General features: G+C 71.4%; 27 protein-coding genes. 4 read left to right on the top strand and 23 right to left on the bottom strand.

The features are described from left to right. The first annotated feature begins 138 nt into the window (after positions 1-138). Complete coding sequence (locus ABD733_RS09970; RefSeq protein ID WP_344795556.1) at positions 139-1,023, top strand: type IV toxin-antitoxin system AbiEi family antitoxin domain-containing protein; 885 nt, start codon at positions 139-141, stop codon at positions 1,021-1,023. A gap of 485 nt (positions 1,024-1,508) precedes the next feature. On the opposite strand, the gene ABD733_RS09965 is transcribed toward ABD733_RS09970, so the two are convergent. Then, complete coding sequence (locus tag ABD733_RS09965; RefSeq protein ID WP_344795554.1) at positions 1,509-2,132, bottom strand: LysE/ArgO family amino acid transporter; 624 nt, start codon at positions 2,130-2,132, stop codon at positions 1,509-1,511. A 68-nt stretch (positions 2,133-2,200) separates the two neighbouring features. Here ABD733_RS09965 and ABD733_RS09960 point away from each other — a divergent pair, with 68 nt between their 5' ends. Continuing rightward, positions 2,201-3,115: a LysR family transcriptional regulator ArgP gene (locus ABD733_RS09960; protein WP_344795552.1), complete on the top strand. Its 915-nt coding sequence runs from the start codon at positions 2,201-2,203 to the stop codon at positions 3,113-3,115. A gap of 11 nt (positions 3,116-3,126) precedes the next feature. On the opposite strand, the gene ABD733_RS09955 is transcribed toward ABD733_RS09960, so the two are convergent. Together ABD733_RS09955 and ABD733_RS09950 are read right to left on the bottom strand one after the other, a co-directional pair. Beyond that, positions 3,127-3,897, bottom strand: coding sequence for an SDR family NAD(P)-dependent oxidoreductase (locus ABD733_RS09955; RefSeq protein WP_344795550.1), 771 nt, complete (start codon positions 3,895-3,897; stop codon positions 3,127-3,129). Further along, on the bottom strand, positions 3,894-5,144 hold the full coding sequence (locus tag ABD733_RS09950) for a sensor histidine kinase (RefSeq protein WP_344795548.1): 1,251 nt from the start codon (positions 5,142-5,144) through the stop codon (positions 3,894-3,896). The genes ABD733_RS09955 and ABD733_RS09950 overlap by 4 nt, the downstream gene beginning before the upstream one ends. Positions 5,145-5,310: 166 nt before the next feature. Between ABD733_RS09950 and ABD733_RS09945 the strand changes: the two genes are divergently transcribed. Continuing rightward, entirely contained in the window at positions 5,311-6,003 is a 693-nt protein-coding gene (locus tag ABD733_RS09945) for a CG0192-related protein (protein WP_344795546.1), read from the top strand. Between the two features lie 20 nt (positions 6,004-6,023). Here ABD733_RS09945 and ABD733_RS09940 read toward each other — a convergent pair whose 3' ends face one another. The 3 genes from ABD733_RS09940 to ABD733_RS09930 are packed head-to-tail and all read right to left on the bottom strand — an operon-like array spanning position 6,024 to position 8,426. Then, complete coding sequence (locus ABD733_RS09940) at positions 6,024-6,695, bottom strand: response regulator (protein WP_344795544.1); 672 nt, start codon at positions 6,693-6,695, stop codon at positions 6,024-6,026. Continuing rightward, entirely contained in the window at positions 6,692-7,918 is a 1,227-nt protein-coding gene (locus ABD733_RS09935) for a sensor histidine kinase (protein ID WP_344795542.1), read from the bottom strand. Before ABD733_RS09935 ends, ABD733_RS09940 begins: the two co-directional genes overlap by 4 nt. A gap of 7 nt (positions 7,919-7,925) precedes the next feature. Continuing rightward, a complete protein-coding gene (locus tag ABD733_RS09930; RefSeq protein ID WP_344795540.1) occupies positions 7,926-8,426 on the bottom strand; it encodes a hypothetical protein in 501 nt (166 codons plus the stop codon). A gap of 134 nt (positions 8,427-8,560) precedes the next feature. Here ABD733_RS09930 and ABD733_RS09925 point away from each other — a divergent pair, with 134 nt between their 5' ends. Continuing rightward, the gene (locus ABD733_RS09925) at positions 8,561-9,439 is read left to right on the top strand and encodes a spermidine synthase (protein WP_344795538.1); all 879 of its coding nucleotides are present in this window, start codon (positions 8,561-8,563) and stop codon (positions 9,437-9,439) included. Positions 9,440-9,491: 52 nt separating this feature from the next. Here the strand turns inward: ABD733_RS09925 and ABD733_RS09920 are convergent, their stop codons facing one another. From ABD733_RS09920 to ABD733_RS09840, 17 genes are all read right to left on the bottom strand, one after another. Continuing rightward, the gene (locus tag ABD733_RS09920) at positions 9,492-9,758 is read right to left on the bottom strand and encodes a carbon storage regulator (protein ID WP_344795536.1); all 267 of its coding nucleotides are present in this window, start codon (positions 9,756-9,758) and stop codon (positions 9,492-9,494) included. A 123-nt stretch (positions 9,759-9,881) separates the two neighbouring features. Further along, entirely contained in the window at positions 9,882-10,874 is a 993-nt protein-coding gene (locus tag ABD733_RS09915; RefSeq protein WP_344795534.1) for a hypothetical protein, read from the bottom strand. 25 nt (positions 10,875-10,899) lie between these two features. Then, a complete protein-coding gene (locus ABD733_RS09910) occupies positions 10,900-12,948 on the bottom strand; it encodes a flagellar biosynthesis protein FlhA (RefSeq protein WP_425552901.1) in 2,049 nt (682 codons plus the stop codon). Then, positions 12,942-14,096: an EscU/YscU/HrcU family type III secretion system export apparatus switch protein gene (locus ABD733_RS09905; RefSeq protein WP_344795530.1), complete on the bottom strand. Its 1,155-nt coding sequence runs from the start codon at positions 14,094-14,096 to the stop codon at positions 12,942-12,944. The genes ABD733_RS09910 and ABD733_RS09905 overlap by 7 nt, the downstream gene beginning before the upstream one ends. Then, entirely contained in the window at positions 14,096-14,854 is a 759-nt protein-coding gene (locus tag ABD733_RS09900; protein ID WP_425552878.1) for a flagellar biosynthetic protein FliR, read from the bottom strand. Before ABD733_RS09900 ends, ABD733_RS09905 begins: the two co-directional genes overlap by 1 nt. A gap of 3 nt (positions 14,855-14,857) precedes the next feature. After that, a complete protein-coding gene (gene fliQ / locus ABD733_RS09895) occupies positions 14,858-15,133 on the bottom strand; it encodes a flagellar biosynthesis protein FliQ (protein ID WP_344795528.1) in 276 nt (91 codons plus the stop codon). After that, a complete protein-coding gene (gene fliP / locus ABD733_RS09890) occupies positions 15,130-16,179 on the bottom strand; it encodes a flagellar type III secretion system pore protein FliP (protein ID WP_344795526.1) in 1,050 nt (349 codons plus the stop codon). The genes fliQ and fliP overlap by 4 nt, the downstream gene beginning before the upstream one ends. Beyond that, positions 16,176-16,688, bottom strand: a complete 513-nt coding sequence (locus tag ABD733_RS09885) for a FliO/MopB family protein (RefSeq protein WP_344795524.1) — start codon at positions 16,686-16,688, stop codon at positions 16,176-16,178. The genes fliP and ABD733_RS09885 overlap by 4 nt, the downstream gene beginning before the upstream one ends. A 2-nt stretch (positions 16,689-16,690) precedes the next feature. Further along, complete coding sequence (fliN, locus tag ABD733_RS09880) at positions 16,691-17,377, bottom strand: flagellar motor switch protein FliN (RefSeq protein ID WP_344795522.1); 687 nt, start codon at positions 17,375-17,377, stop codon at positions 16,691-16,693. Next, the gene (locus tag ABD733_RS09875; RefSeq protein WP_344795518.1) at positions 17,374-18,300 is read right to left on the bottom strand and encodes a flagellar motor switch protein FliM; all 927 of its coding nucleotides are present in this window, start codon (positions 18,298-18,300) and stop codon (positions 17,374-17,376) included. Before ABD733_RS09875 ends, fliN begins: the two co-directional genes overlap by 4 nt. A 57-nt stretch (positions 18,301-18,357) precedes the next feature. After that, positions 18,358-19,314 (bottom strand): OmpA/MotB family protein, encoded by a 957-nt coding sequence (locus ABD733_RS09870; RefSeq protein ID WP_344795516.1) that lies wholly within the window; start codon positions 19,312-19,314, stop codon positions 18,358-18,360. Beyond that, complete coding sequence (locus tag ABD733_RS09865; RefSeq protein WP_344795514.1) at positions 19,311-20,117, bottom strand: motility protein A; 807 nt, start codon at positions 20,115-20,117, stop codon at positions 19,311-19,313. The genes ABD733_RS09870 and ABD733_RS09865 overlap by 4 nt, the downstream gene beginning before the upstream one ends. 1 nt (position 20,118) lies before the next feature. Further along, positions 20,119-20,415 carry a flagellar FlbD family protein gene (locus ABD733_RS09860; RefSeq protein ID WP_344795512.1) on the bottom strand — a complete coding sequence of 99 codons (297 nt, stop codon included), beginning with the start codon at positions 20,413-20,415 and terminating at the stop codon, positions 20,119-20,121. A gap of 214 nt (positions 20,416-20,629) precedes the next feature. Beyond that, positions 20,630-21,373, bottom strand: a complete 744-nt coding sequence (locus tag ABD733_RS09855) for an SDR family NAD(P)-dependent oxidoreductase (RefSeq protein WP_344795510.1) — start codon at positions 21,371-21,373, stop codon at positions 20,630-20,632. Positions 21,374-21,460: 87 nt separating this feature from the next. Further along, positions 21,461-22,375, bottom strand: a complete 915-nt coding sequence (locus ABD733_RS09850; RefSeq protein WP_344795508.1) for a hypothetical protein — start codon at positions 22,373-22,375, stop codon at positions 21,461-21,463. A gap of 168 nt (positions 22,376-22,543) precedes the next feature. Next, positions 22,544-23,716: a flagellar hook protein FlgE gene (locus tag ABD733_RS09845; RefSeq protein WP_344795506.1), complete on the bottom strand. Its 1,173-nt coding sequence runs from the start codon at positions 23,714-23,716 to the stop codon at positions 22,544-22,546. A gap of 43 nt (positions 23,717-23,759) precedes the next feature. Beyond that, the gene (locus ABD733_RS09840) at positions 23,760-24,293 is read right to left on the bottom strand and encodes a flagellar hook assembly protein FlgD (protein ID WP_344795504.1); all 534 of its coding nucleotides are present in this window, start codon (positions 24,291-24,293) and stop codon (positions 23,760-23,762) included. Positions 24,294-24,304: the final 11 nt, after the last annotated feature.

The raw sequence follows: 24,304 nt of genomic DNA, 5'->3' as shown, positions 1-24,304 counted from the left end.
AAGCCGGTCGGGGTGGGGCGTATTCCCGGGGTCGTGGGTCGTCGTTTGCCTTCCTCCACAGCTGTCACGGGGGCTCCTTCCTGCACAGGCCGCTGCTCTGGGCGCACTGCGAGAGTGTCGATCGCGCAGGATCGCGGGATGGACGATCTCCTCTCCGGCTCACTGGCCCGGCTCGACGGTGTCGCGCGCCACGGGGAGCTGGTCCGGGCGGGAGTGGGGCGCCGGGAACTCTCTGCCGCGTGGCAAGAGGGCGAGATCCTGCGCGTGCGTCACGGGGTGTACGCCGTGCCGGGGCTGCCCGCGGGTGTCGAGAGGGCCGTGCGGGTCGGCGGCGTGCTGGCAGGACCGTCGGCGTGCGGGCTGCTGGGGCTCTGGGAGCCGCCGGGGCCCGCCCTGCACGTGAGCGTCGAGCAGCACGCGCGGGCGCTGCGCGACCCGGATCACGCGAACCGGCCGCTCGATCCTGCGCGGGAGGATGTCGTCGTGCTGTACGACCGGGAGGCGGGGTGGGGCGCTGGTGGGGCTCTCTCGCGGCGGCCTCGGCGGCACGTCGGGCTGCGGGCCTGTCTCCGGCAGACGATCGCGCGGTCGGAGCCTCGGGCGGGGCTCGCGGTGCTCGACTCCGCTGTGCGCGGGCACGGGCTGACCCCGGCGGATCTGCTGTCGCTCCGGGCGGAGCTGCCGGCTCGATGCCACCGGGTGCTCGACCGGGCGGACCCGTCGGCCGAGTCGGGGAGCGAGTCGATCATGCGGTGGGGGCTCGTCGAGGCCGGCCTGTCGTTCGAGGCGCAGAAGTGGGTGGGCGACGGGATCCGGGTCGACTTCCTGGTGGCCGGGCGGGTCGTCGTCGAATGCGTCAGTCACGAGTTCCACGCCGGGCGGCGCGAGTACGAGCGCGACCGGGCGCGCATCGCCGCGGTGGCGCGGACCGGGCACACCGTGCTCGAGTTCACGCATCACCAGGTGCTCGACGAGTGGCCGATGGTGATCGGGACGATCCTGGCGGCAGTCGTGCGGGGGTGACGGGTCGGGGTCGGGTCGGTCGTCTGCCGGGAGTGCGTACAAATGGACGGAGATTCTCGGGCTGGCGACAGTTCTCCGTACATATGGACGGAGATTCAGCAGTTGGGGAGCCCGTCCGTACATATGGACGGAGATTCTCGGATCTCCGCGCGATTCATGCGGATCGGAGGGGTGTTCGTCGAGAGTCTCCGTCCATTTGTACGCGGGGCAGGATCTCCGTCGTTATGGACGGAGATCCTCGCGCCGGCGATGGTTCTCCGTGCATATGGACGGAGATTCAGCAGTTGGGGAGCCCGTCCGTACATATGGACGGAGATTCTCGGATCTCCGCGCGATTCATGCGGATCGGAGGGGTGTTCGTCGAGAGTCTCCGTCCATTTGTACGCGGGGGCAGGATCTCCGTCGATATGGACAGAGGGAGGTGGCGGGGCCGAGGATCTCCGTCCATATGTACGCGGGGAGGGGGAGGGGAGCAGGGACAGCAGCTAGAGGCCGAAGGCGAGACGCAGGCCGAGCGCGAGCATGACGAGGGCGATGAGGGCATCGAGCACGCGCCAGGCGGCAGGACGAGCGAACACCGGGCGGAGCAGGCGCGCCCCGAAGCCGAGGCCGGCGAACCAGACGCAGGAGGCGAGCAGCGCTCCCCCGGCCCACCACCAGCGCTCGTCCGGCCCTTGTTGGTTGGCGACCGAGCCGAGGAACAGGATCGTGTCGAGGTACACGTGCGGGTTCAGCCAGGTGAAGGCGAGCGCGGTGACGACGGCGGTGCGGAGGCCGGTCGGGGCAGCGGCGGCCGCGGTGACGAGAGCGGTCGGGCGGAGGGCTCGCCGGGCGGCGAAGAGGCCGTAGACGATCAGGAAGCCCGCCCCGACGACGCGGATCACGACCATGACCGCAGGGGCGGCCGCGACCAGAGCGCCGATGCCGAGCACGCCGAGCGTGATGAGCACCCCGTCCGACACCGCGCAGATGACGACGACCGGCAGGATCACGCGGGACCGGCCCTCGATGCCGAGCCGCAGCACGAAGGCGTTCTGCGCTCCGATCGCCACGATGAGCGAGAGGCCGGTCAGGAATCCGAGCAGGGCCGGCAGGAGGGTCGTGGTCACCCCTCGACGCTAGGGGTGCGGCCAGGATCAGTCCAGCTAATGATCGTCATGCACCATAAGCTGGGCTTATGCAGCTCGATCACCTGGAGACGCTGAGCGCCCTCGTCGACGAGGGCACCTTCGAGGCGGCGGCCCGGCGCCTCCACGTCTCGGCGTCGGCGGTCTCGCAGCGCGTGAAGGCGATGGAGGCCTCGACCGGGCGGGTGCTCGTGCGGCGGACGACACCGGTGACGCTGACCGACGCGGGCGAGGTGATCCTGCGCTATGCCAGGCAGGTCGAGCTGCTGGAGACCGACACGCAGCGGGCGCTCGAGGGATCGCAGGACGGCGCGGGCGGCGGCTCCGGCTCGGCGACAGGCGGACGCGTGAGCAGGATCGCCCTCGCCGTGAATGCCGATTCCCTGGCGACGTGGTTCCTCGGGGCGCTCTCCGGGCTCGGCGACGAGCTGGGCGTCGTGTTCGACCTGCACCGCGAGGACCAGGTCAACACGACGCGGCTGCTCCGCGCGGGGACGGTGATGGCCGCGGTCACCTCGACCCGCGACGCCGTACAGGGCTGTACGACGGAGGCACTCGGCGCGATGCGGTACCGAGCCGTGTGCGCGCCGGACTTCGCGGCGCGGTGGGGGCTGCGGGATCCTGCGTCGTCTGCCCTCGCGGAGGCCCCGGTGGTGCTCTTCGACCGCGACGACGACCTGCAGAGCGCGTTCGTCCGTGCGCGGACGGGGAGCGGCGCGACCGGCCCGCGGCACTACATCCCGACGTCGGACGACTTCGCCCGGGCCGTCGCCCTCGGGTTCGGCTGGGGAGTGCTGCCGGAGCAGCAGTGCGCCGGGCCGATCGCGGAGGGCTCGCTCGTGGAGCTGGCGCCCGCGGACCCGGTCGACGTCGCGCTGCACTGGCAGCGGTGGAACATCGCGTCGCCGACGCTCGACCGGATCACGGCGGCGGTCAGGTCGGGGGCGGCAGGATCACTGCGCTAGAGAGCGAGGGGCTAGCGCGGCCCGACTGTCTTGGCGGCAGCCCAGAGCGCCACCCGCTTCGGCAGGAGCGGCACCGCCAGGCGGGCGACCAGGGCGTTCGAGACGCCGTCGACGACGCTCGGCTGGTTGCGGGCGAGAGCGCGCTTGGCAGTGTCGATGAGCTGCTGGGTGGTGCGCTTCGAGCGGGCGAAGTCCTCGCCGGCGATGTCGAAGAACGCGGTGTCGGTGGGCCCCGGGCAGAGGGCGAGCACGCGGACGCCGGTGCCGCGGGTCTCGTGCCAGAGGGCCTCTGTGAACGAGAGGACGTAGGACTTCGTGGCGCCGTAGACGGCCATGAGCGGCAGCGGCTGGAAGGCAGCATTGCTCGCGACGTTCACGATCGAGCCGCGGCGGCGGGCGATCATGCCGGGCAGGAGGCGCTGCGACAGCTCGGTGAGGACGCCGCAGTTGAGCCGGATCTCCTCCGCGAGGCGCTCGGGGTCGGCGTCGGCGACGGAGCCGTGCGTGCCGAAGCCGGCGTTGTTGAGGAGGAAGTCGACCTCGATGCCGAGACGCTCGCACTCCGCGACGAGATCGCGGGGCGCGTCGGGGGCTGCGAGGTCGCGCGGCAGGACCGTCACGCTCACTCGGGCGTCGCGGCGGATGTCGGCCGCGAGCGCCTCGAGCTTGTCGTGGCTGCGCGCGACGAGGACGAGGTCGAGCCCGTCGGCGCCGAGTCGGCGGGCGAAGTCGGCTCCGATTCCGGTGGAGGCTCCGGTGATGAGGGCGGTGCGGCGGTTCATGCCGGGATGCTATCGGGGTGTTCCTGAGCGCCGGTCGCGGCCCTCCAGCGGAGGGTGACGACGGTGCCCCGGCCGGGCGCGCTCACGATCTCTGCGAGACCTCCGCTGGTGCGGACGCGCTCCAGGATGGAGACGCGGACGCCGAGGCGCTCGGAGGAGACCGAGGGGTCGAATCCGGCTCCGTCGTCGCCCACGATCACGACGGCCTGGTCGCCGTCGGCCGCGACCGTGATCCAGCGGGAGGCCGAGTCGCCGGCGTGCTGACAGCTGTTGACGAGCGCCTGGACCGCGGCGTCGGCGAGGGTCTGTGCGACCTCGGCGGGCACCGAGAGGCTGCCGATCTCGCCCTCGGCCGAGAGCCGGGCGTCGGGATCGAGGTGGCCTCGCGCTCGGTCGAGGCGTTCCCGCACCTTGGCGAGCGACACCTCCTTGAGGAGCCCGGTGGGCGTCTCGGCGGCGCTGATGAGCCTGGCCATGCTCACACCCGCCATGACGGCGGCGAGCCTCCTGGCCTTGGGCGTCTCGGCCTTGCCCGCCGAGAGGAGAGCCGTCAGCACGCCGTCGTGCACGATCGAGTCGACCTGCAGGCGCTCCACCTCGATGGCGTGCGCTCGGACGGCGTCCCCGTAGCGGACGACGGCGGCATCCTGCGCCTGATCGACGTCGGCGGCCGCGCGCCGGAGCATGAGCACCACGACGAGGACCACCGCGCCGAGGATCGCGACGTACGCGCTGTCGAGCAGGGCGTGCTCCACCGTCGCGCCACCGCCGGACGGCGTCAGCCGGACGACGAAGAGGACCGTCGGGATCAGGACGACGTACATCGCCGAGACCCAGGTCGAGAAGGCGACGACGGCCGTGGCGAGCACCAGGTTCGCGACGTACCAGAGCCACGGCACGGTCGGCTGCACGACCGACGGGTCGGCGACGCCCAGCGGCCACGTCGTCAGGGCGACGAGGTAGATGATCGGCACGAACGGCGCGACCGTGACGAGGAACCGGCCGCTGAACCCCGTCAGGATCACGGCCGCGAACGCCCCGAAGAGCGTCCCGACGACCAGCCAGCCGAGCGGCTGCTTCAGGACGCCCTGCTGCATCAGCGCGAACGGGATCCCCTGCGCGCCGAAGACGATCGAGAACACGGCGATGCACCGGCCGAGGATCCGCTCCAGCAGGATGCCGGTGATCGGCCTGAGGGGATTCCGTTGGCCGGGCGCGGGGAGGAGCGTCGGCTCGGGGAGAGTCATGTCGTGTCTCTGGGAGGGTCGTCTGCCGCCGGATGTGATCCCCCGGCGGGGTGCCAGAGTATCCGGCGGTGCCCGGCCGGTGGGGCCGTGATCCGCTTAATGGTCCCGTTCTGGGGGTGGGTGCAACTCAACGACGGGTGTCGCCGGGTCGCTCTAACATCGGGGCATGGCACTCCTGCACCGGGCTGAGCTCCGCCCGTCGAAGACCGAGATCATCGCCGAGTGGGCCCGGTCCCGGTCGTGGTTCGAGGGTGATCCGGAGGCGCCGTTCGAGAAGCTCGCGTCGTTCCGATTCGACGATCCTGAAGGCGAGGTCGGCATCGAGACGTTGCTGGTCACTGCCGGCGGGCCCCTGCTTCAGGTGCCCCTGACCTACCGCGGTTCCCCGCTGGCCGGAGGCGAGGCGTGGCTCCTCGGGACGATGGAGCACTCGGTGCTCGGCACGCGGTACGCCTACGACGGCATGGGCGATCCTGCGTTCGTGGCCGCACTGGCGACTGCGGCGCTGACAGGCGGCAGCCAGGCGGACGAGTACGTCGAGGTCGACGGCGAGCGGGTGTTCCGGGAGCCTACGGCCGTGGTGACCGGGAGCGGCAACGCAGGATCGCGCGCGGTAGCGGCCTCAGACCTCGCTGCACCGGCGACGCGCGACGAGCGCGGCATCACGGTCGCGACCCTCCGTGGGCTGCGGGTCGCGCTGGCACGGGTGCCTGGCCCCGGCTCGGATGCAGGCGCGCTCGCCTCGGCGGCGGGAGTCCCGGCCGGAGCCGGGGCGACCGAAGACGGCCTCAGGGAGGTCGTCACGGGCACCTGGGCCGGCGGCGACCCGGTCACGCTGGCAGTGGTGCTGGTCGACTGAGAGGACTCGGCCGGGCAGGATCAGCCGAGCGCCAGCGCGATCGCCTGCGCGCGGGTGGTGACGCCGAGCTTGGCGAAGATCATGTTGACGTGGGCCTTGACGGTGGCGACGCTGACGAAGAGGCGCGCGGCGATCTCCGGGTTCGACAGACCCTGGGCGATGAGGGCGAAGATCTCGGCCTCCCGCGGGGTGAGGCCGGGGTGGCGGGTCCGCAGGGTCAGCGCCGGGTCGGGGTCGGGCTCGGGCGCTGTGGGCCGGGATCCTGCGGTCAGGCTCTGCACGAGGAGGGCACCGACCGAGGCCTCGAAGATCGACTGCCCCGCGGCCACGGCCCGGATGGCGCTGGAGAGCTCGGCGCGGCCGGCGTCTTTGGTGAGGTAGCCGCGGGCTCCGGCGCGGAGGGCGCCGACGATGGACTCGTCGTCGGCGAAGGTCGTCAGGACCAGCACCGCGGTGGCGGGATGAGCGGCGAGCACGCGCTCGGTGGCCTCTGCTCCGGAGAGCTCGGGCATGCGGAGATCCATCAGGACGACGTCGGGGAGCGTGGCGTCGACGACCCGGACGGCCTCGGCGCCGTCGGCGGCCTGGCCGACGATCTCGAAGCCGTCGACCAGCGACAGGAGCGTCACCAGGCCGTCGCGGACGATGGCCTGGTCGTCGGCGACGACGATGCGGACGGGGCTGTCGGTCATCGGACGACCACCTCGGCCTCGACCACGAACGAGTCGCCCCGGCGGCCCGCCGCGACGCGGGAGCCGTCGCCGAGCTCGGCCAGGCGGTCGCGCATGCCGGGGAGCCCCTGGCCGCCTCCGGCGCGGTCCTCGGCACCGGGGCCGGCGGCGGCAGGGCCAGCAGTAGCGCCAGCGACACCGGCACCGGCACCGACCGGATTCGACACCGTGACCCGCAGCGTTCCCCGCCCCGCGTCGGCGGTCGCCGCCACCGCGACCGGCGCACCCGGAGCGTGTCGCCTCGCATTGCTGAGGGCCTCCCGGAGCACCCCGGCGAGCGCCCGCGAGTGCTCGGCGTCGAGGGCCGTCAGGGCGTCGAGGCCGCTCGCCGAGACCTGCCCGCCCAGCGACCGGTGGGTCTCGAGGAGGCGGTCGACGGCGTCCGGTCGGTCGAGCGGATCGCCGCCCGCGGGGGCCGCGAGCGCAGGATCACGCAGGGTCGCCACCGCGCGCCGGGCCTCGCCCAGCCCGTCGGCGGCGAGGCTGCGGGCCGCCGTGACGCGGGCCGCGGCCTCGTCCGTGCGCCCGTTCTCGAGCAGGGCCTCGACCGCGTCGAGCTGGATGACGAGGCCGCCGAGGCTGTGTGCGAGGACGTCGTGGATGTCGCGGGCGACCCGCGCGCGGTCGGCGAGGAGGGCCGAGTGCTGCTGCTCCCGCTCGATCTCGACCTCGCGGGCGAGGAGCTTCCTCGCCGTCACCTCGGCGACGCGGTTCTGCCGGCGGTTGTAGCCGACGACGCAGCCGAGGGCGAGGCCGCCGAGGCAGGCCAGGAGGAACGACGGCGAGCGGGAGTCGAGGAGCGAGGTGGCGGTCACGATCGCGAAGCCTGTCGCGGCGAACGCGACGACGACGCCCCGCGGGTGCCGGAGGTCGGCGGCGACGGCGACGATGGCAACGATCGCCGGGGTGATCAGGAGGGCGTCGGTGCTCGTCACGAGCGCCGAGCCGACCACGAGCATGACCACCGCGGCGGCGTCGGCCACGCGGCCGGGCCGGAGGAACGAGCGCACGATCCAGGCGGCGAGCGCCACGAGGCCGAGGACCAGCACCCCCGCGGGCAGTCGTCCGTCGGCGGCGCCGACCCGGTCCACGACGAGGAAGGAGCCGACGACGACGGCTCCGACGCCGTTGAGCGTGGAGCCGAGCCCGGTCCTCTCGGGGGCGTCGGGGAAGGCGGGGGTCACGGAGCCATCATGCCGTGAGGGAGGAGACCCGCGGCATCCGGGCGTCCACGATCAGCGCGGAGGCCGCACGGCTGGCGGCGACGGTGAGCAGGATGACGCCGGTGGCGGTCAGGATGTGCGCGCCCATCAGGCCTCCGACGACGTCGAGCCCGAGGCGGAGGGCGATGAGGACGACCCACAGGGCGGCGCCCGCGACACCCGAGCGGGCCTCGATCCTGCGTCCCTTCGCGTCCGCGGTCGCGGCGATCCGGTAGACGGTGGCGCGGCCCATCAGCAGGCCGATCGTGACGGCGACGGCCAGCTCGACGCCGATGAGGGCGATGTCGACCGGGCCGACCGTCAGGCCCTTCGCCTGCGACGAGAGGCTGATGAGACCGATCACGCCGAGGATCAGCGGGAGGCGCCACACGCCCTGGCGGTCGATCCTGGTCCAGCGCAGCTGCTTGGACGCGATGTAGCCGACGAGGGCGATGCCGAGGAGGACGTTGACGAGGAGCTGAGCGGACACGAGGGGCCTTTCGGGGTGATGGTCGGGGGAGGTGCGTGCGTTGTCTCCACGATCCCGCGGGGCGGTGCGCCGGCCCACCACCCGGGGGTGGAGACGCAGGCCCTCGCGGGTGGAGATCGTGCGAGGCTTGGGGCATGGCCTCCCACTCCTCGACGTCCTCCTCGAACACGGGCGACGAGCCCCTCGAGATCACGATCGGCGCCGGTCAGGCACGCATCGACGCCGACCGGTGGAGCCCCGGCTCGTACACGCTCGTCGTCGACGGCACGCCGCAGTCGCACGTCGACCTCGACGACCCCACCCACCTGGCATTCGAATACGTGCGCAGGATCGGGCACGCGATCGACCTCCTCCCGCCGGGCCCGGTGACGGCGCTCCACCTCGGTGCCGGGGCCCTCACGCTCCCCCGCTACGTCGAGGCCACGCGCCCCGGCTCACGGCAGCAGGTCGTCGAGCTCGAGAAGGACCTCGTCGACCTCGTGCGGGCGCAGCTGCCTTTCCCGCGCGGGGCCTCGATCCGGGTGCGCTACGGCGACGCGCGCGAGGTCATGGAGAAGCTGCCGCAGGGGCTCCGCGGCACGGTAGACCTGCTCGTGGTCGACGTGTTCGGCGGGTCGCGGATCCCCGCGCACGTGACGTCGCTGGAGTTCTACTCGGCGGCGGCCGAGTTCCTGTCGCCGACCGGGATGCTGATGGTCAACTCCGCCGACGGCGCAGGACTCGCGTTCGCGCGCGGGCAGGCGTCGACACTCGCGACGGTGTTCGAGCACGTCGTGGCGGTCGCCGATCCCGGAACGCTCAAGGGGCGCCGATTCGGCAACGTGGTGCTCGTCGGATCGCACGCGGAGCTGCCCGTCGACCGGATGCCGCGCGTGTACTCGGCCGATCCGCTGCCGGCGAAGGTCGTCGCCGGGCGCGAGCTGAAGGACTTCATCGCGGGTGCACCCGTGGTGACCGACGCGACCGCGGTGCCGTCGCCGGAGCCGTCGCGGTCGGTGTTCGGCGGGCGCTGAGGCGCGGGCGCCGCGAGAGCGGGCGCCGCGGAGGCGGGCGCTGAGGCGCGGGCTACTTCTCGGGGGCCGCGGGCGGATCGGCGGGCGGCTGGGCGCCGCCGAGCAGGTCGCGGATGCGCGCCTCGGCGTCGTCGCCGGCCCGAGCGGCCTCGACATTGGCCTCGGTCACGGCCCGGACGACCTCTTCGCGCTGCACCTTGATGCCGCGGGGAGCGTCGATCCCGACGCGGATGCCGTCGCCGCGGGAGTCGAGGATGGTGAGGACGATGTCGTCGCCGATGAGGATCCTCTCCCCGACCTTGCGCGTAAGCACCAGCATCCCGCAAGACTACCGGGGCCGGGCCCGCGGGCGCACAGTGCCGCACCACGTTGCGCGGACACGGCACCGCGCCGCGGCAGGGGGGATGTCCGCCAGACGTCGGGCGGCAGGGGCGCAGGGAGGCTAGGCGTCGGTCCAGCCGACGGGGAGGCCCAGCGTGCGGATGGTGTCGGGGGTCGAGGTCGACGAGAGCCCCGACGCCACGAGCCCGTCGACGTCGAGCGACGCGGAGGCCAGGGCCACGAAGCGCTCGGTGTCGGCGTGCTTCCGGCCCGCGTCGACGGCGAGCCAGAGCTGGTCGGGGGCGAGAGCCGCGACGATCTCGGCGGCGGCCGGCGTCCAGCCGACCGCGACGAAGGTGGCGCGGTCGAGCTCGACCCCTGCGGCCCGGGCCTCGAGCGCGGCTCGACGGTCGCTGACGGCGACGAAGCGGCCGTCCGCGCAGGATCCTGCGACCCGGATGGCGGGACGCGTCAGAGTCGAGCCCTCGGCCATCGCCTGCACGGCCGCGACGGTGTCGGGGCGCTCGCCCACGATCACCACCAGGTCGCCCGGGCCGTCGAGGAGGGCGGGCGCGATCCGCGACGGTGCGGCGGGCGCGACGACCGAGGCGGCGAGCTCGACGGGCGCTGCGGCACCGGCGGGCGCAGCGCTGCCGGGCGCGGGCGCGGCTTCCGGCTCGGCGATCACGCCGTTGAAGGCGAGGTCGTCCATGAGGTCGGCGAACGCGCCCGACCTCGTCGACACCGCGGGGGCGGGCACGGCGGCCGGCTCCTCGAGGGCGAACGCGTCCTCGGCGTCCTCCGCGTCGGCCAGGAGGGCGGCGAGCCCGACGCGCTGCGCCGGCGTCGGGGAGAAGGCCCGCTGCGAGACGGGCGTGTCGGAGGCTCGGCGACCCGGAGCATCCTGCGGGGTCCGGGCGGCACGGCGGCCGCGCTCGGGCAGCTCGACCGTCGCCTCGACGTAGCGCTTCGTGAAGAGCCCGGCGATGCCGAGGCCGCCCGAGGTGACGCGCTCGGCCGCGACGATGCGGGCGCGCGGACCGTGGTCGACGCGCACCTTCGTGGCGATCTCGTCGAGGCTCTTGCCCGTGACGGTGATGCGTTGGCCGCTCATCGCTCGATCCTCTCAGGTGACGAGGTCACGCGGCCAGCGCGCCTTCGCCGCGGACGACGCCGACGGTCTCGATGTGGACGTTGCCCGCGGTGGCCTCCTGGTACGACAGCACCGGCAGGCCGCCGGTCTGCGCCGACACCAGGCGGCGGATCGCGGGGCGGAGGGCCGGCGCGCAGACCAGCACGGCGCTGAGACCGGAGGCCTCGACGGTCTGCACCTGTGTCTTGAGCGACGACAGGATCGTCTCGATCCGGTTGGCGTCGAGCAGGATCTGGGTGCCCTGCTCCGACGGGCGCAGGCCCTCGAGGAGCGACTGCTCGAGGCCCGGCTCGATCATGATGACGCGGAGGGTGTTCCCGTCGAGGTACTGCGCGCTGAGCGCGGGGCCGAGCGCCGCGCGGGCCGACTCGATGAGGCCCTCGGGGTCCGTCGACACCTTGGCGCGGAGGGTCAGCGCCTCGCAGATGCGGCCGAGGTCGTTGATCGGGATCTGCTCCTGCAGGAGGCCCTGCAGCACGCGCTGCAGCTCGGCCATGCTCAGCATCGACGGGATCAGCTCCTCGACGGCGGGGGCGTTGACGGTCTTGACGCCCTCGACGAGGACGCGGACGTCCTCGCGGCTGAGGAGGCGGGCCGCGTTGTCGGCGATGATCGACGAGAGGTGCGTGACCAGCACCGACACCCGGTCGATGACGGTCGCGCCGGTCATCTCGGCCGAGTGCCGCATCTCGGCGGGGATCCACTTGCCGGCGAGGCCGAAGACGGGCTCGACGGTCGAGGTGCCGGGGAGGGCGTCGAGGAAGTCGCCGAGGGCCAGCACCTTGCCCGCGGGCGCCATGCCGCGACCCGCCTCGACGCCGGCGATGCGGATCGCGTAGGTCGCCGGCGGCAGCTCGACGCTGTCGCGGGTGCGGACGGGCGGGACGACGACGCCGAGCTCCATGGCGACCTTGCGGCGGAGGGCGCGGACCCTGCCGAGCAGGTCGTCGCTGGCGCCGGACACCATGTCGACGAGGTCGGGGGCGAGCTGGATCTCGAGCGCGTGGACGCGCATCTGCTCGAGGAGGTCCTCGGTGGTCTCGGTGGGGGCGACGTTCTGCGTGAGAGCCGCGCGCTCGAGATCCTGCGCCTCCTTCTTCTCCTTGGCCTTGATGCGCTGGCCGATGACGAGGAGGGTGCCGCCGACGACCAGGAAGGGGACGATCGGCATGCCGGGGATGAAGGCCATGCCGATGGCGGCGACGCCGGCGATCATGACGGCGGTGCGCGACTGGGTGAGCTGCTGCGAGGCGGTGGAGCCGAGGTCGGACTCCGCGTTCGAGCGGGTAACAATCATGCCGGTGGAGACGGCCATCAGGAGCGCCGGGATCTGGGTGACGAGGCCGTCGCCGATCGTCAGGATGCCGTACTTGCTGAGCGCGTCGCCGATCGCGAGGCCGCCGGAGACCATGCCGGTCGCGATCCCGCCGATGAGGTTGATGATGATGATCAGGATGCCGGCGATCGCGTCGCCCTTGACGAACTTCGAGGCGCCGTCCATGGCCCCGTAAAAGTCGGCCTCGCCGGCCACCTCGGCGCGGCGCTTCTTGGCGATCTCGTCGGTGATGAGGCCGGCGTTGAGGTCGGCGTCGATGGCCATCTGCTTGCCGGGCATGGCGTCGAGGGTGAAGCGGGCCCCGACCTCGGCGACGCGCTCGGCGCCCTTCGTGACGACGACGAACTGGATGACCACCAGGATCAGGAAGATCACCGCGCCGATGATGACGGAGCCGCCGACGGCCACGTGCCCGAACGCCTGGATGACCTCGCCGGCGAAGCCCTTGCCGAGCACGAGTCGAGTCGACGCCACGTTCAGGCCGAGGCGGAACAGCGTCGCGACCAGCAGCAGCGATGGGAAGACCGAGAAGTCCATCGGCTTCTTCACGAACATCGTCGTGAGCAGGATCACCAGCGCCAGCAGGATGTTGCAGATGATGAGGGTGTCGAGCAGGAACGACGGCACCGGCACGACGAGCAGCAGGACGATGCCGACGACGCCGACGGGGACGGCGAGCTTCGGGAGGTTCTTCACGATGTGGCTCCTACGAGGGTGCTTGCTTCGGACTCGGTGACTTCGGGGGCTTCGGGGACGGCGGCGATGGTGCCGCCGGGCATGGTGTGGACACCGGCCGCGGCCTTCGAGCCGCGCGCCTTCAGCGCCATGACGAAGGTGAGGACGCGGGCGACCGGCGAGTAGAGGTCGACGGGGATCTCGTCGCCGAGCTCGCAGGCGGCGTGGAGGGCCCGGGCCAGGGGGATGTCCTTCACCATCGGGACGCCCTCCTTCTCGGCCTTCTCGCGGATGCCGCGGGCGACCTCGCCGGCGCCCTTCGCGACGACGCGGGGGGCCGAGCGGCCGGGCTCGTACTTGAGGGCGACGGCGACGTGCGTCGGGTTGACCATGACGACGTCCGCGTCGGCGATCTTCGACATCATGCGGCCGCGGCTCATGGCGAGGGCTCGCTGGCGCCGCTGCTGCCGGATCAGGGGGTCGCCGTCGGACGACTTGCTCTCGTCCTTGACCTCCTTCTTCGTCATGCGGGTCTTCTTGCGGTTGCGCCGCATGACGACGAGCACGTCGAGCCCGCCGAGCACGAGACCCGCGGCGACCGCCGCGACCACGAGCGACGACACCCCGCCGGACGCTGCGCTCAGGAGCGACGCCAGCGGCAGGTTCGCGTTCATCAGCACGGCCATCAGGTTCTTGATGACGACCCAGAGCACCAGCGCCACGACGCCCGTCTTCAGCAGCACCTTCGCGCCCTGCCAGAGCGCCTGCGGGCCGAACGTGTTCTTGACGCCGTTCAGCAGGTTGAAGTGCTCGAACTTGGCGATCGACTTCTTGAAGTGGACACCGCCCTGGACGATCGCGACGATCAGGATCGCGACGGCCGTGACCGCGAGGAGCGGCGCGACGATCCCGCCGATCGTCGAGAACCCGTCGATGAGGGCCGAGCGGGCCATCGCGGTCGACGGGGTGGCGATGGCGTCCTTCACGGTGACCATCTGCGTGAGGCCGGCGGCCTTCGCCCGGTCGATCGTGGAGGGCATCATGACGACGGCGGCCGCGACTCCGACCCACGCCGAGAGATCCTGCGACTTCGACAGCTGGCCCTTGCCGTGGACCTCCTTCATGCGCTTCTCGGTCGCCTGCTCGGTCTTCTCACCCGACTCGTCGGCCATCAGCTCACCCCCATCAGGGCCCCGACCGCCTGCTCCGAGAGGGAGGAGACGATCTGCGGCAGGGCCACGAAGACCATGCCGGCGAGGCCGAGCGTGATCATGATCTTGAGCGGGTACCCGAGCTGGAACGCGTTCAGCGCGGGCGCCACGCGGGTCAGGAGGCCGAGGCCGGCGTCGGCGAGGAACAGGACGACGATGAGCGGCCCGGCGATCTGCAGCGTCGCGAGGAACATCTGCGTGACCGCGTGGACCATGAGGGCCGCAGGATGCGACAGGTCGATCCCGACCCCGATCGGGACCGCGTCGAAGGTGCGGGTGATGCCGCCGATGATGAGCTGGTACCCGCCGGAGGTGAACATGAGCACCAGGGCGGTCATCTGGAACAGGCGCGTGAACTGGGCGCCGTTGACCATCGACTGCGGGTCGTACGCCTGGGCGAGCTGGAAGCCGCCGAACAGGTCGATGGCGCTGCCTGCCGACTGGACCGCCGCGAAGACGAGCCAGACCAGGAAGCCGAGGGTCGCGCCGGCGACGAGCTCGAGGACCAGCGAGACGACGAAGTCGCCGGTCGTCTGCGACTGGTAGCCGGGGATGATCCGCGGCGACACCGCGAGCGCGAGGCCGACCGCGAGGAGGGCCTTCACGTTGCCGGGGATGGCCTTGTAGGAGAACGGCGGGGCGATCACGAGGAACGCGGCGATCCGGACGCCGGCCAGCATCACGGCCTCCACGGCCGACATGTCGAAGCGGAAGTCCACGGTCTAGCCACCGCCGAGCAGTGACGGGATCCGGTCGAACATCGTCGTGGTGAACGAGATCATCGTCGAGATCATCCAGTTGCCGCAGACGACGAGCGCGATCGCGACGGCGATCGCCTTGGGCACGAAGGCGAGGGTGGGCTCCTGGATCTGCGTGATCGACTGCAGGAGGGAGATCGCGAACCCGACGACGAGTGCGGTGATGAGCACCGGCGCTGCGAGCTTGCCGGCGACGAGCAGAGCCTGCACGCCGATGTCGAGGACGCCGTTGGTGTTCATGTGTTGTAGCTCTCGATCAGGGCCTTGATGATCAGGCCCCAGCCGTCGACGAGGACGAAGAGCAGGATCTTGAAGGGCAGCGAGATCATGACCGGCGGCAGCATCATCATGCCCATCGACATCAGGGCGGCGGAGACGACGAGGTCGATGACCAGGAACGGGATGAAGATGACGAAGCCGATGATGAAGGCGGCGCGGAGCTCCGAGATCATGAACGCCGGGATCAGCGTCAGCATGGGCGTCGCGTTCATGGTGGCCGGGTTCGCCTTCTTGGCGGCCCGGGTCATCAGCGCGATGTCCTCCTCGCGGGTGTGCGCCAGCATGAAGTGGCGCAGCGGCCCCTCGGCGAGCGTGATCGCGTGCTGGAAGTCGATCTTGCCGGCGAGGTAGGGCTGCAGGGCGAGGTCGTTGATGTGGATCAGGACCGGGCCCATGATGAAGAGGCTGAGGAACAGCGCGAGGCCTGCGATGACCTGGTTCGGCGGGATCGACTGGAGGCTGAGGGCGTTCCGCGTCATGGCGAGGACCACGAAGATCTTCGTGAAGCTCGTCATCATCAGCAGGAGGGCCGGCGCCACGCTGAGGAGCGTGAGGCCGAGGAGGGTGACGACGGCCGACGAGGGCGTGCCGTCCGGGCCGTTGATGTTCACCGAGAGACCGCCGGTGCCGGTGGTGGCGGGCGCCGTCGGGGCGGCGGGGGCGGTCGGGTCGGTGGGAGCGACCGGCGCGGCGTGGGCGCCGTGCGCCTGCAGGAGGACGAAGCCGGCGACGAAGGCGAGCAGCGCGACGACGAAGACGCCGGCACGCAGGATGCGGGCGGTGCGGGAGCGGCGCCGGCGGCGGAGCTCGACCGTGGTCACGAGCTTCGGGGCGGGGGCTGCTCCGAGGCCGAGGATCCGGGCGGCGAAGGAGTGCTCGAAACCGGCGCGGAGGGCCGCCGTGACGGCCGAGGCGCCCGACTGCTTCGACGGTCCGAACAGCACGATTCGCGGCGCGCCGGAGGGAGCCGCGGCCCACGTGGAGCGGCGGCGGGGCTGGTCGGTCATGCGCGCTTCTGGGATCGCATGGCGGCGGCGGCCTGCTTCCAGGTGCTGGCGGAGAGGATCGACCCGGCGAGCGGCGCGGCCTGGGCCGGCGCCTGCGGGGTCGCTGCGGCAGCGCGGGCGGCGCGGCGCGGGCTGTCGACGAGGGCGGCGGGGGTCGCGACCGGGACGACCGCGGCGGGCTGTGCGGCGAGCGTCTGCGCGAACGCCGCCGCCGCGGGGGCGGAGGCGGCCGGCGCGATCGGGGTGACGACCGCATCCTGCGGGGCCTCCCCCGAGCCGAGGACCGAGACGCTCTGCTCGGTCACGCCCAGGACGTAGCGGACACCCTCGACGTCGACGACGGCGACCGACGCCTTGCCCGAGATGCCCTGGCGGGCGACCACGGTGACGTGCTTGGCCTGGCGGGTCACGCGGCCGGTCTTCGCGACCCTGCGCTGGATGAACCAGAGCAGCCCCAGCACGGCGGCGAGGGAGACCACGACCCGGAGGCCGACGAAGAGGGTGTCCACGGTCAGTTCTGTCCGTCCGCGATGTCGAGGATCTGGGTGATGCGGACCGCGTAGTCCTGGTCGACGACGACGACCTCGCCGTGAGCGATGAGGCGGCCGTTCAGGAGGACGTCGGCGGGGGCACCGGCGGAGCGGTCGAGCTCGATGACGGCGCCGGGCTCGAGCGAGAGGACGTCGCGGACGCTCATTCGGGTCCGGCCGATCTCGACCGTGAGGGCCATCTCGACGTTGTTGATGCGGCCGAGCTTGTCGGCGACGGAGCCCTGGAGGCTCGGGTTGGCGGTGCCGATCACGCCGTTCTCGCGGATCCGGACGACGAACCAGCCGGCCGGGCGACCGGCGTCGACGAGCTCGAAGACGACGCTGTCGGGGTCGGACGCCAGCTCGGCGGCGCCGCCCGAGTGCACGTCGCCGAGGACCCCGACGCCGAGCGCCTGACCGGCCGCCTCGAGGGCGGGGCGCAGCAGGTCGGTGTGCTGGAGGCCTGCCTCGGCCGCGCCGGGGAGGTCGGTGACGACGACCGCGAAGTCGCCCGACACGTCGCCGACGAACGACGTCGTGACGGCGCCGCCCACGAGCTCGGCGGGGATCCCGGAACCGAGCTGGGTGACCAGCGGGACGCTCGAGGGCAGCTGCGCGGCGAGCGCCTTGGCGGCCGCGGCGTGCAGGGCGGTGACGGTGGTGGTCATGCGAGTCTCTCTTCGGTGGTGACGATGATCCCGGCGAGCCGCGAGCCGTTCGCGCCGACCGCGGCGCGGCCGACCGTCTGGCCGTCGACGGTGACGTCGAGGGGGCGGTGCTCGGGGTGCGGGAGGGCGAGGAGGTCGCCGACGCGGAGGTCGAGGACCCGGCTCGGCCGCACCTGCGCGGGGATGAACTGGAGCGCGACCTCGACCGGGACGGCGGCCAGCTGGCTGTCGATGAGCTCGCGGGCGTTGGCCGTGGTGGAGGTCGGGTTCGTCTCGCCGAGCTGCGGGAGCAGGACCTCGGCCGGGATCGCCAGGGTGGCCGGGGCCGCCGACTCGCCGACTCGGATCTCGAACGAGGCGACGATCATGAGGTCGCTCTTCGCGGCCGCCTGAGCGAACTGCGAGTTGTACTGGAAGCCGCCGACCGAGATCTGGGCGACCAGGAGCGATCCGAGCGAGTAGCGGAGGTCCTCGAGGGCGTCGTCCATCAGGCGGCGGACGAGCGCCTGCTCGATGGGGGTGAACTTGCGCTCGGGGAGGTCGGAGGTCGCCGTGGCGCCGCCGCCCAGCATGTGGGTCACCCAGCCGAGGGCCGCGACGGAGGGGAACTGGATGACGGCCTTCGCGGTCGCGCCCTCGAGGGGGCAGAGGACCATGGCCGTCGTGGCGGGGAGCGAGGCCGCGAACTCGTCGTAGGTGGTCATGACGACCTGCTCGCAGGTCACCTGCGAGAGCACGCGCACCTTCGCGGTGAGCTGCGTGCCCCACTGGCGGGCGAAGGTCTCGAACGCCAGCTCGAGCACGCGCGAGTGCTCGCGGGCGAGCGTCGTCGGACGCAGGAAGTCGTACACCTCGACCGAGCGGGCAGGACGCTGCTGGGCAGCACTCTGAACGCTCGGGGCGGTCTGGTCGAGGAGGGTCACGAGAACCCCTATCGGCAGACCGCTCCCTCGCGTTAGAGGAATGTCTCGATCAGGCAGCTACTTCTTCGCGGCGGCCTCCGCAGCGGCGATCTTCGGCAGGAGGGCGTTGACCTCGTCGGTCTGGTTCGACAGGACCACGATGTCGACTCTCCGGTTCTTCGCGAGGTCGGCGTCGGTCGTGCCGGTGGCGAGCGGCCTCGACGAGCCGTAGCCCACCGACTGGATGTGCGCCGGCGGCATCCCCCCGCGCTCCACGAGATCGCGGAGGACCCCGGTCGCCCGGGCGCTCGACAGCTCCCAGTTCGTCGCGAACGGGTAGGTCGAGTCGCGGGAGTCGGCGTGGCCCTCGACCGACACGTCGTGCCCCGAGCCCTTCAGCACGGGAGCGATCGCGTCCATGACCTGCTTCGCCATCGTCGACAGGTCGGCGGAGTTCGAGCCGAAGAACGTCTCCGACCCGACCAGCCGCACGGTGAGGCCTCGGGAGTCGATCGTGAACGTGACGTCCTGAGTGAGGCCCTTCGCGCCGAGGTTCTTCGAGATCGCGTTCTGAATGGCGGCGAGGTCGTCGACCTCCTTGGTGGCGAGCTTCGTGTTGGCGGCGACCTGCGCCGGGGTCTGAGCGGCCGCAGCAGCCGCGGTCGTGGTGGCCGTCCCGGATCCTGCGGCGTCGCTGTTCGTCGCCTTCTCGCCGCTCGACGCGGTCGCCGTCTTGGCGTCGGTCTTCGAGGCGGAGTAGCCGGAGCCGTCCTTCGTGACCTGGTCGGCCTTGACGACCGTGCCCGAGGCGGTGTCGACCTTCTTCGTCTCGGTCTGGCCGAAGCCGGTCGCGAGCGACTCCTTGAGGGCGGCGAACTTGTTGGCGTCGACGCTCGACATGGCGAACAGGACGATGAACATGCACATGAGGACGGTGATCATGTCCATGTACGACGCCATCCAGCGCTCGTCCGGGTGGTCGTCGCCGTGGTCCTCGGCGCCGTGCCCCTTGCGCGACTTCCGCGAGGCGCTCATGCCGCCACGTCCTCCGAGACCTTCTTCGACTTCACGAGCTTGCCCTCGGCGGGCAGCTGCGACTTCGGCACCATCGCGCGGAGGCGCTCGCCGAGGAGCCTCGGCTGCGTGCCCTCCTGCACGGCGAGCACGCCCTCCATGATCAGGGTCATCCGCGCGATCTCGAGCTCCATGACGCGCTTGATGCGTCCGCCGAGCGGGAGCCAGATGAGGTTCGCGGTGAGGAGGCCCCAGAGCGTCGCCACGAAGGCGCTCGCGATCAGCGGGCCGAGCTTGTCGGGGGTCGAGAGGTTCTCGAGCACGTGGGTGAGCGACACGACGGTGCCGATGATGCCGACGGTCGGGGCGTAGCCGCCGAGCGACATGAAGAACTTGGCGGAGGTCCGGAGCGTCGAGGTGCGCGACTGGATCTCCTCCTCGAGGAGCTCGCGGAGCTCGTCGCCGTCCGTGCCGTCGGCGACGCTCTGCAGCGCCCCCTTGAGGAACGGGTCGTCGACCCCCTCGGCCTCCTGCTCCAGAGCGAGGAGACCGTCCGAGCGCGCCTTCTCGGCGATGCTGACGAGGCTGTCGATCGAGGCCACCGGATTGGACTTCTTCGCCAGGATCGCGCCCGGGATCGACTTGAAGGAGTTGATCGTGTCGGACAGGGTGCCGCTGGCGAGGCCGACGCCGATGGTCGTCCCGAAGACGAGCATCATGGGGGCCGGCAGGATGATGGAGACGATGCCGACGTGCTCCATCGTCATCATCCCGAAGAGGGCGCCGAAGGCGAGGACGAGGCCGATTATGGTCGCGGGATCCACGTCACACCCCCTTCGAGAACGGGAGCGGCTCGGGGGCCGGGACGAGCTCGAGGGTGCGGGCGCTGCTTCGGGATGCCGGCTGGTTCTGGCCGGTCGACGCCGGCTCGTCGTACGCGAGCGACACGATCCTGGAGCGGTACCTGGCCACCAGGTCGATGACCTCGGCCATCGTCTCCGTGACGATGTACTTCGCTCCGTCCACCATCACGAGGGTGGTGTCGGGGTTCTCGTGGATTCGCTCGATCAAGTCGGGATTGATCGCGAACTGACTGTCATTGAGTCGTGTGACGACGATCATCGGCCCGTCCTAGGTCTGTGATTCTCGCGGTCCATCCGTGTTCCGCGGAGCGCGCATCCTGCGCTGCTCACTGACAACTATCGGCAGGGGTGCCCCCGGCGTTAGGCGCGTCGTGCTCGGATTGTCTGCCGGAAGGTCGTCGTGACACGCAGAACGGCCCGAGCCACGCGTCGTGCTGCGTGACTCGGGCCGGAACCGGTGACCCGGGCGCGCGTCAGAAGACGCTGTAGCCGCCGTCGATCGTGAGGACCGAGCCGGTCATGAAGCTGGACGCGTCGCTGGCCAGGAACACCATCGCCGGGCCCAGCTCGTCGGGCTCGCCCGCGCGCTCCTGCGGGGTGTCCTCGATCCAGTGACGGTGGAAGCGGGGGTCGTCGACCGGCGCCATGTCGGTGTGCATGTAGCCCGGGGCGATGGCGTTGACGCGCACCCCGAGCGGCGCCCACTCGGCGGCGAGGCTGCGGGTCAGGTGCTGGACGGCGGCCTTCGACGCGTTGTACGCCGGCTGCCACTGCGGGCGGTTGACGATCGACGCCGACATGGAGCCGACATTGACGATCGCGCCGGCTCCGCGCTCGATCATGTGGCGGCCGAAGACCTGGCTCGCCATCCAGAGGCCGTCGACGTTGACGCTCATGACCTCGCGCCACTCGTCGTCGGTGACCTCGAGCGCCGGCTTGTGGATGCAGGCGCCGGCGTTGTTGACCAGGACGTCAGCCCGACCGAACCGGGCGACCGTCTCGTCGAGGAGGCGCTCGATGTCGTCACGCCGCGTGACGTCGGCGAGGACCGTCAGGACGCCGACGCCGAGATCCTGCAGCTCCGCCTCGACCTCGGCGGCGGCCGACGCGTCGCGACCGACGATCACCACGTTCGCCCCCGCCTCAGCGAGCGCCCTCGCGAAGGCGCGGCCGAGACCGCGGGTCGAGCCGGTGACGACGGCTGTGCGCCCCGTCATCGAGAATCTGTCGAGCACTGCCATTGCGACTCCGTCCGTTGCCGCGCTCGGCGTCGAGCGCGCGCCTCTCGAGTATGGCCCGCGGTGTCACCCGAAGGCGTAGCCGACACATCTGCTCAGAGCACCGCCGGTGATCCCCGCGTACAGCGCGACGCAGGGCAGGCAGAGGACGGCCGTGGCGCATGCGGCGGAGCACGAGACTCCCACCACCAGCAGCACGGCCCAGGCGATGCCGTTCTCGTTCAGGCACTTCTTGAGCCTGTCCATGCTGAATCCCCTGGCGCTCGCGGCCGCGTCGGGGTCGGAGCCGGGCTTTGTGAGGACGACGTCACGGGTAAGGCGTCCATCGGTCCAGGAGCGGTAGACCGCGTGCTCGTCGTCGATCAGCGAGGCCGCATTCTCGACGACGTCCACAGTCTCGTCGGTCGCGACGAAGGTGAGGTTCGACACCTGTGGCAGATCCCTCCCGAGCAGGGGGACGCTGACGATGCGTACGGATCCGGCCTGGAACGCGCGAGCGTTCGCGTAGTCGGCCTCCAAACCGCTTCGGGGTCGAGTCTCGGTCTGCCGCGCCCGACCGACGAGGTCTCGTGCTTCGTCGCCGGTGATCGGGGTGAGATCGGCCTGAGCCTGCGCGAAATCGATCAGTCGTGTCGGCGACACGTCGACGCGCGCGGCCGGGACGACGGCAGGAGCGGGACCCGCAGCGACAGGATCTGCATGGGCACTGGGAGCCTGGACGACGAGGGAGCCGACCAGGCCGCCCACGACGAGGCACGCGACGATCACGAGCCCGCGGAGACGTCTCGGCCTCGAGCCAGACCTCTGACGGGCCCTCGACGAGGGGAGGCGCATCGCGAGGCCCACCGCGCCTGCTGAGACGGCGAGCGCTGAAGCCCATAGCGCAGGCGCTGCATTTGCGAGGACGGGTGTGAATGATGCGCTGATCAGCGCTGTCGACAGCAGGATGAGGGCCGCCGTGCGGTTGTGGACCGTGCCCATGAGAACTCCTTCGTTCGTGTACTCACATTCGACATGTGCATTTCACGAGCGTAACACCGGGACCTTCATCACGACACCGACGCAGGCGGGCCGAGGCCCGCGACACGCAGAACGGCCCGAGACACGCAGTGGAACACGTGTCTCGGGCCGGAATGCGCGGCGCGGGGGCTAGCGCTTGAGGTTGGTGAGCTCCTGCAGCACCTCGTCGGAGGTGGTGATGATGCGGGCATTCGCCTGGAAGCCGCGCTGGGCGACGATCAGGTTGGTGAACTCCTGCGAGAGGTCGACGTTCGACATCTCGAGGGTGCCGCCGGCGAGCGCACCGCGGCCGGGCTGGCCGGGGGCGCCGAGGGCGATGGCGCCCGAGTTGGCGGTCGCGACGTAGCCGGAGTTGCCGACCTTCTCGAGACCCGCCGGGTTGGTGAACGTGGCGAGGGCCACCTGACCGAGCGCCTGCGACTCGCCGTTCGAGAACGAGCCGATGAGGGTGCCGTCGGCGGAGATCGTGTAGCCGTTCAGGGTCCCGGCCTGGCGTCCGTCGACGTCGGAGATCGCCGCCGTCGACAGGCTCGCGTACCCGGTCACCGACGAGAGGTCGGCCGTGATGCCGCCCATGCTGATCGAGGAGGCACCGGTCTGCTTGCCGTTCGTGAAGGCGAGGGCCGCGGTGCCGGTGTTGCCCTGGCCGTCGTCGCCGGCCACGCTCCATCCTGCGGCCGTCTTCGTGAAGTCGAGGGTGAGCGTGTGCTTCGTGCCCTGCTTGTCGTAGACGTCGACGTCGCGGGTGATCTTCGTGCCGGTCGCCGAGTCGGAGGGCAGGTTGCCGCCGACCGACGCCTTCGTCGTGGCCTCGGCGGGCGAGGTCGCACCGACGGGGAGGGTGACGTCCGAGAGGCCGCCGTTGGTGTTGACCACACCGTCGGTGGCCGGGTAGCCCTGGACGATCTTGCCGTCGGTGGTGGTGAGGCGGCCCTGGCTGTCGAAGTCGAAGGCTCCGGCGCGGGTGTAGACGCTCTCGTTGCCGTTCTTGGTGACGAAGAAGCCGTCGCCCGAGATCATCAGGTCGGTCGCCTTGCCGGTGGCCTGCGCCGAGCCCTGCGCGAAGTTCGTGGTGATGCCCGCGACCTGCACGCCGAGGCCGACCTGCGCGGGGTTCGTGCCGCCGAGGCCCTCCTGCGGTCCGCCGGCGCCCTTGGTGATCTGCGACAGGGTGTCCTGGAACACGGTGGCCGAGCCCTTGAAGCCGACGGTGTTGACGTTGGCGATGTTGTTGCCGGTCACGTCGAGCATGGTCTGGTGGGCGCGGAGGCCGGCGATGCCGGAGTAGAGCGAACGGAGCATTGTTCTCTTCTTTCGGATGGGAGGGTCTGTGCGCGTGGGGAGATCAGGAGGCCGGGGTGGCCGGGGTGGTGGGGGCCGGAGCCGGAGCCGGAGCCGGGGTCGTGGCGGCCGGCGGGGTGGTCGCCGGCGTGGTCGCCGGGGTGGTCGCGCCGCTCGCGGGGTCGATGACGCCCGAGATCGAGTCGAGCGGCACCTCCTTGCCGCCGATGGTGACCGTGGGCACCGATCCTGCGAACGAGACGGCGCTCGCCGTGCCCTTCACGTCGGTGCCGGTGGCGGCGTCGGTGTACGAGACCTGCTTGCCGACGAGGTTCGCGGCCGAGATGCGCATCTGCAGCGAGAAGTTCTCGTTGCCGGTGGTGGTGTTGTTGGTGATCTGCTCCATCATCGCCAGCTGCGTCGTCTGGCCGATCATGGCGTTGGTGTCCATCGGCGACGAGGGGTCCTGGTTCTGGAGCTGCTTCACGAGGAGCTGCATGAACATGTCGCTGTCCATCTCCTGCTTCGGAGCCCGGGTCGCGGTGCTGGTCTGCGGGACGGACGTGGAGACCGTGCCGGTGATGCCGTCGAGTGCCATGGGATGAGTCC

Source organism: Frondihabitans peucedani, from assembly GCF_039537585.1.
GTDB lineage: Bacteria > Actinomycetota > Actinomycetes > Actinomycetales > Microbacteriaceae > Frondihabitans > Frondihabitans peucedani.
Note: the sequence above shows the minus strand (reverse complement) of the source record. Positions and strands in the feature narration are given on the sequence as shown.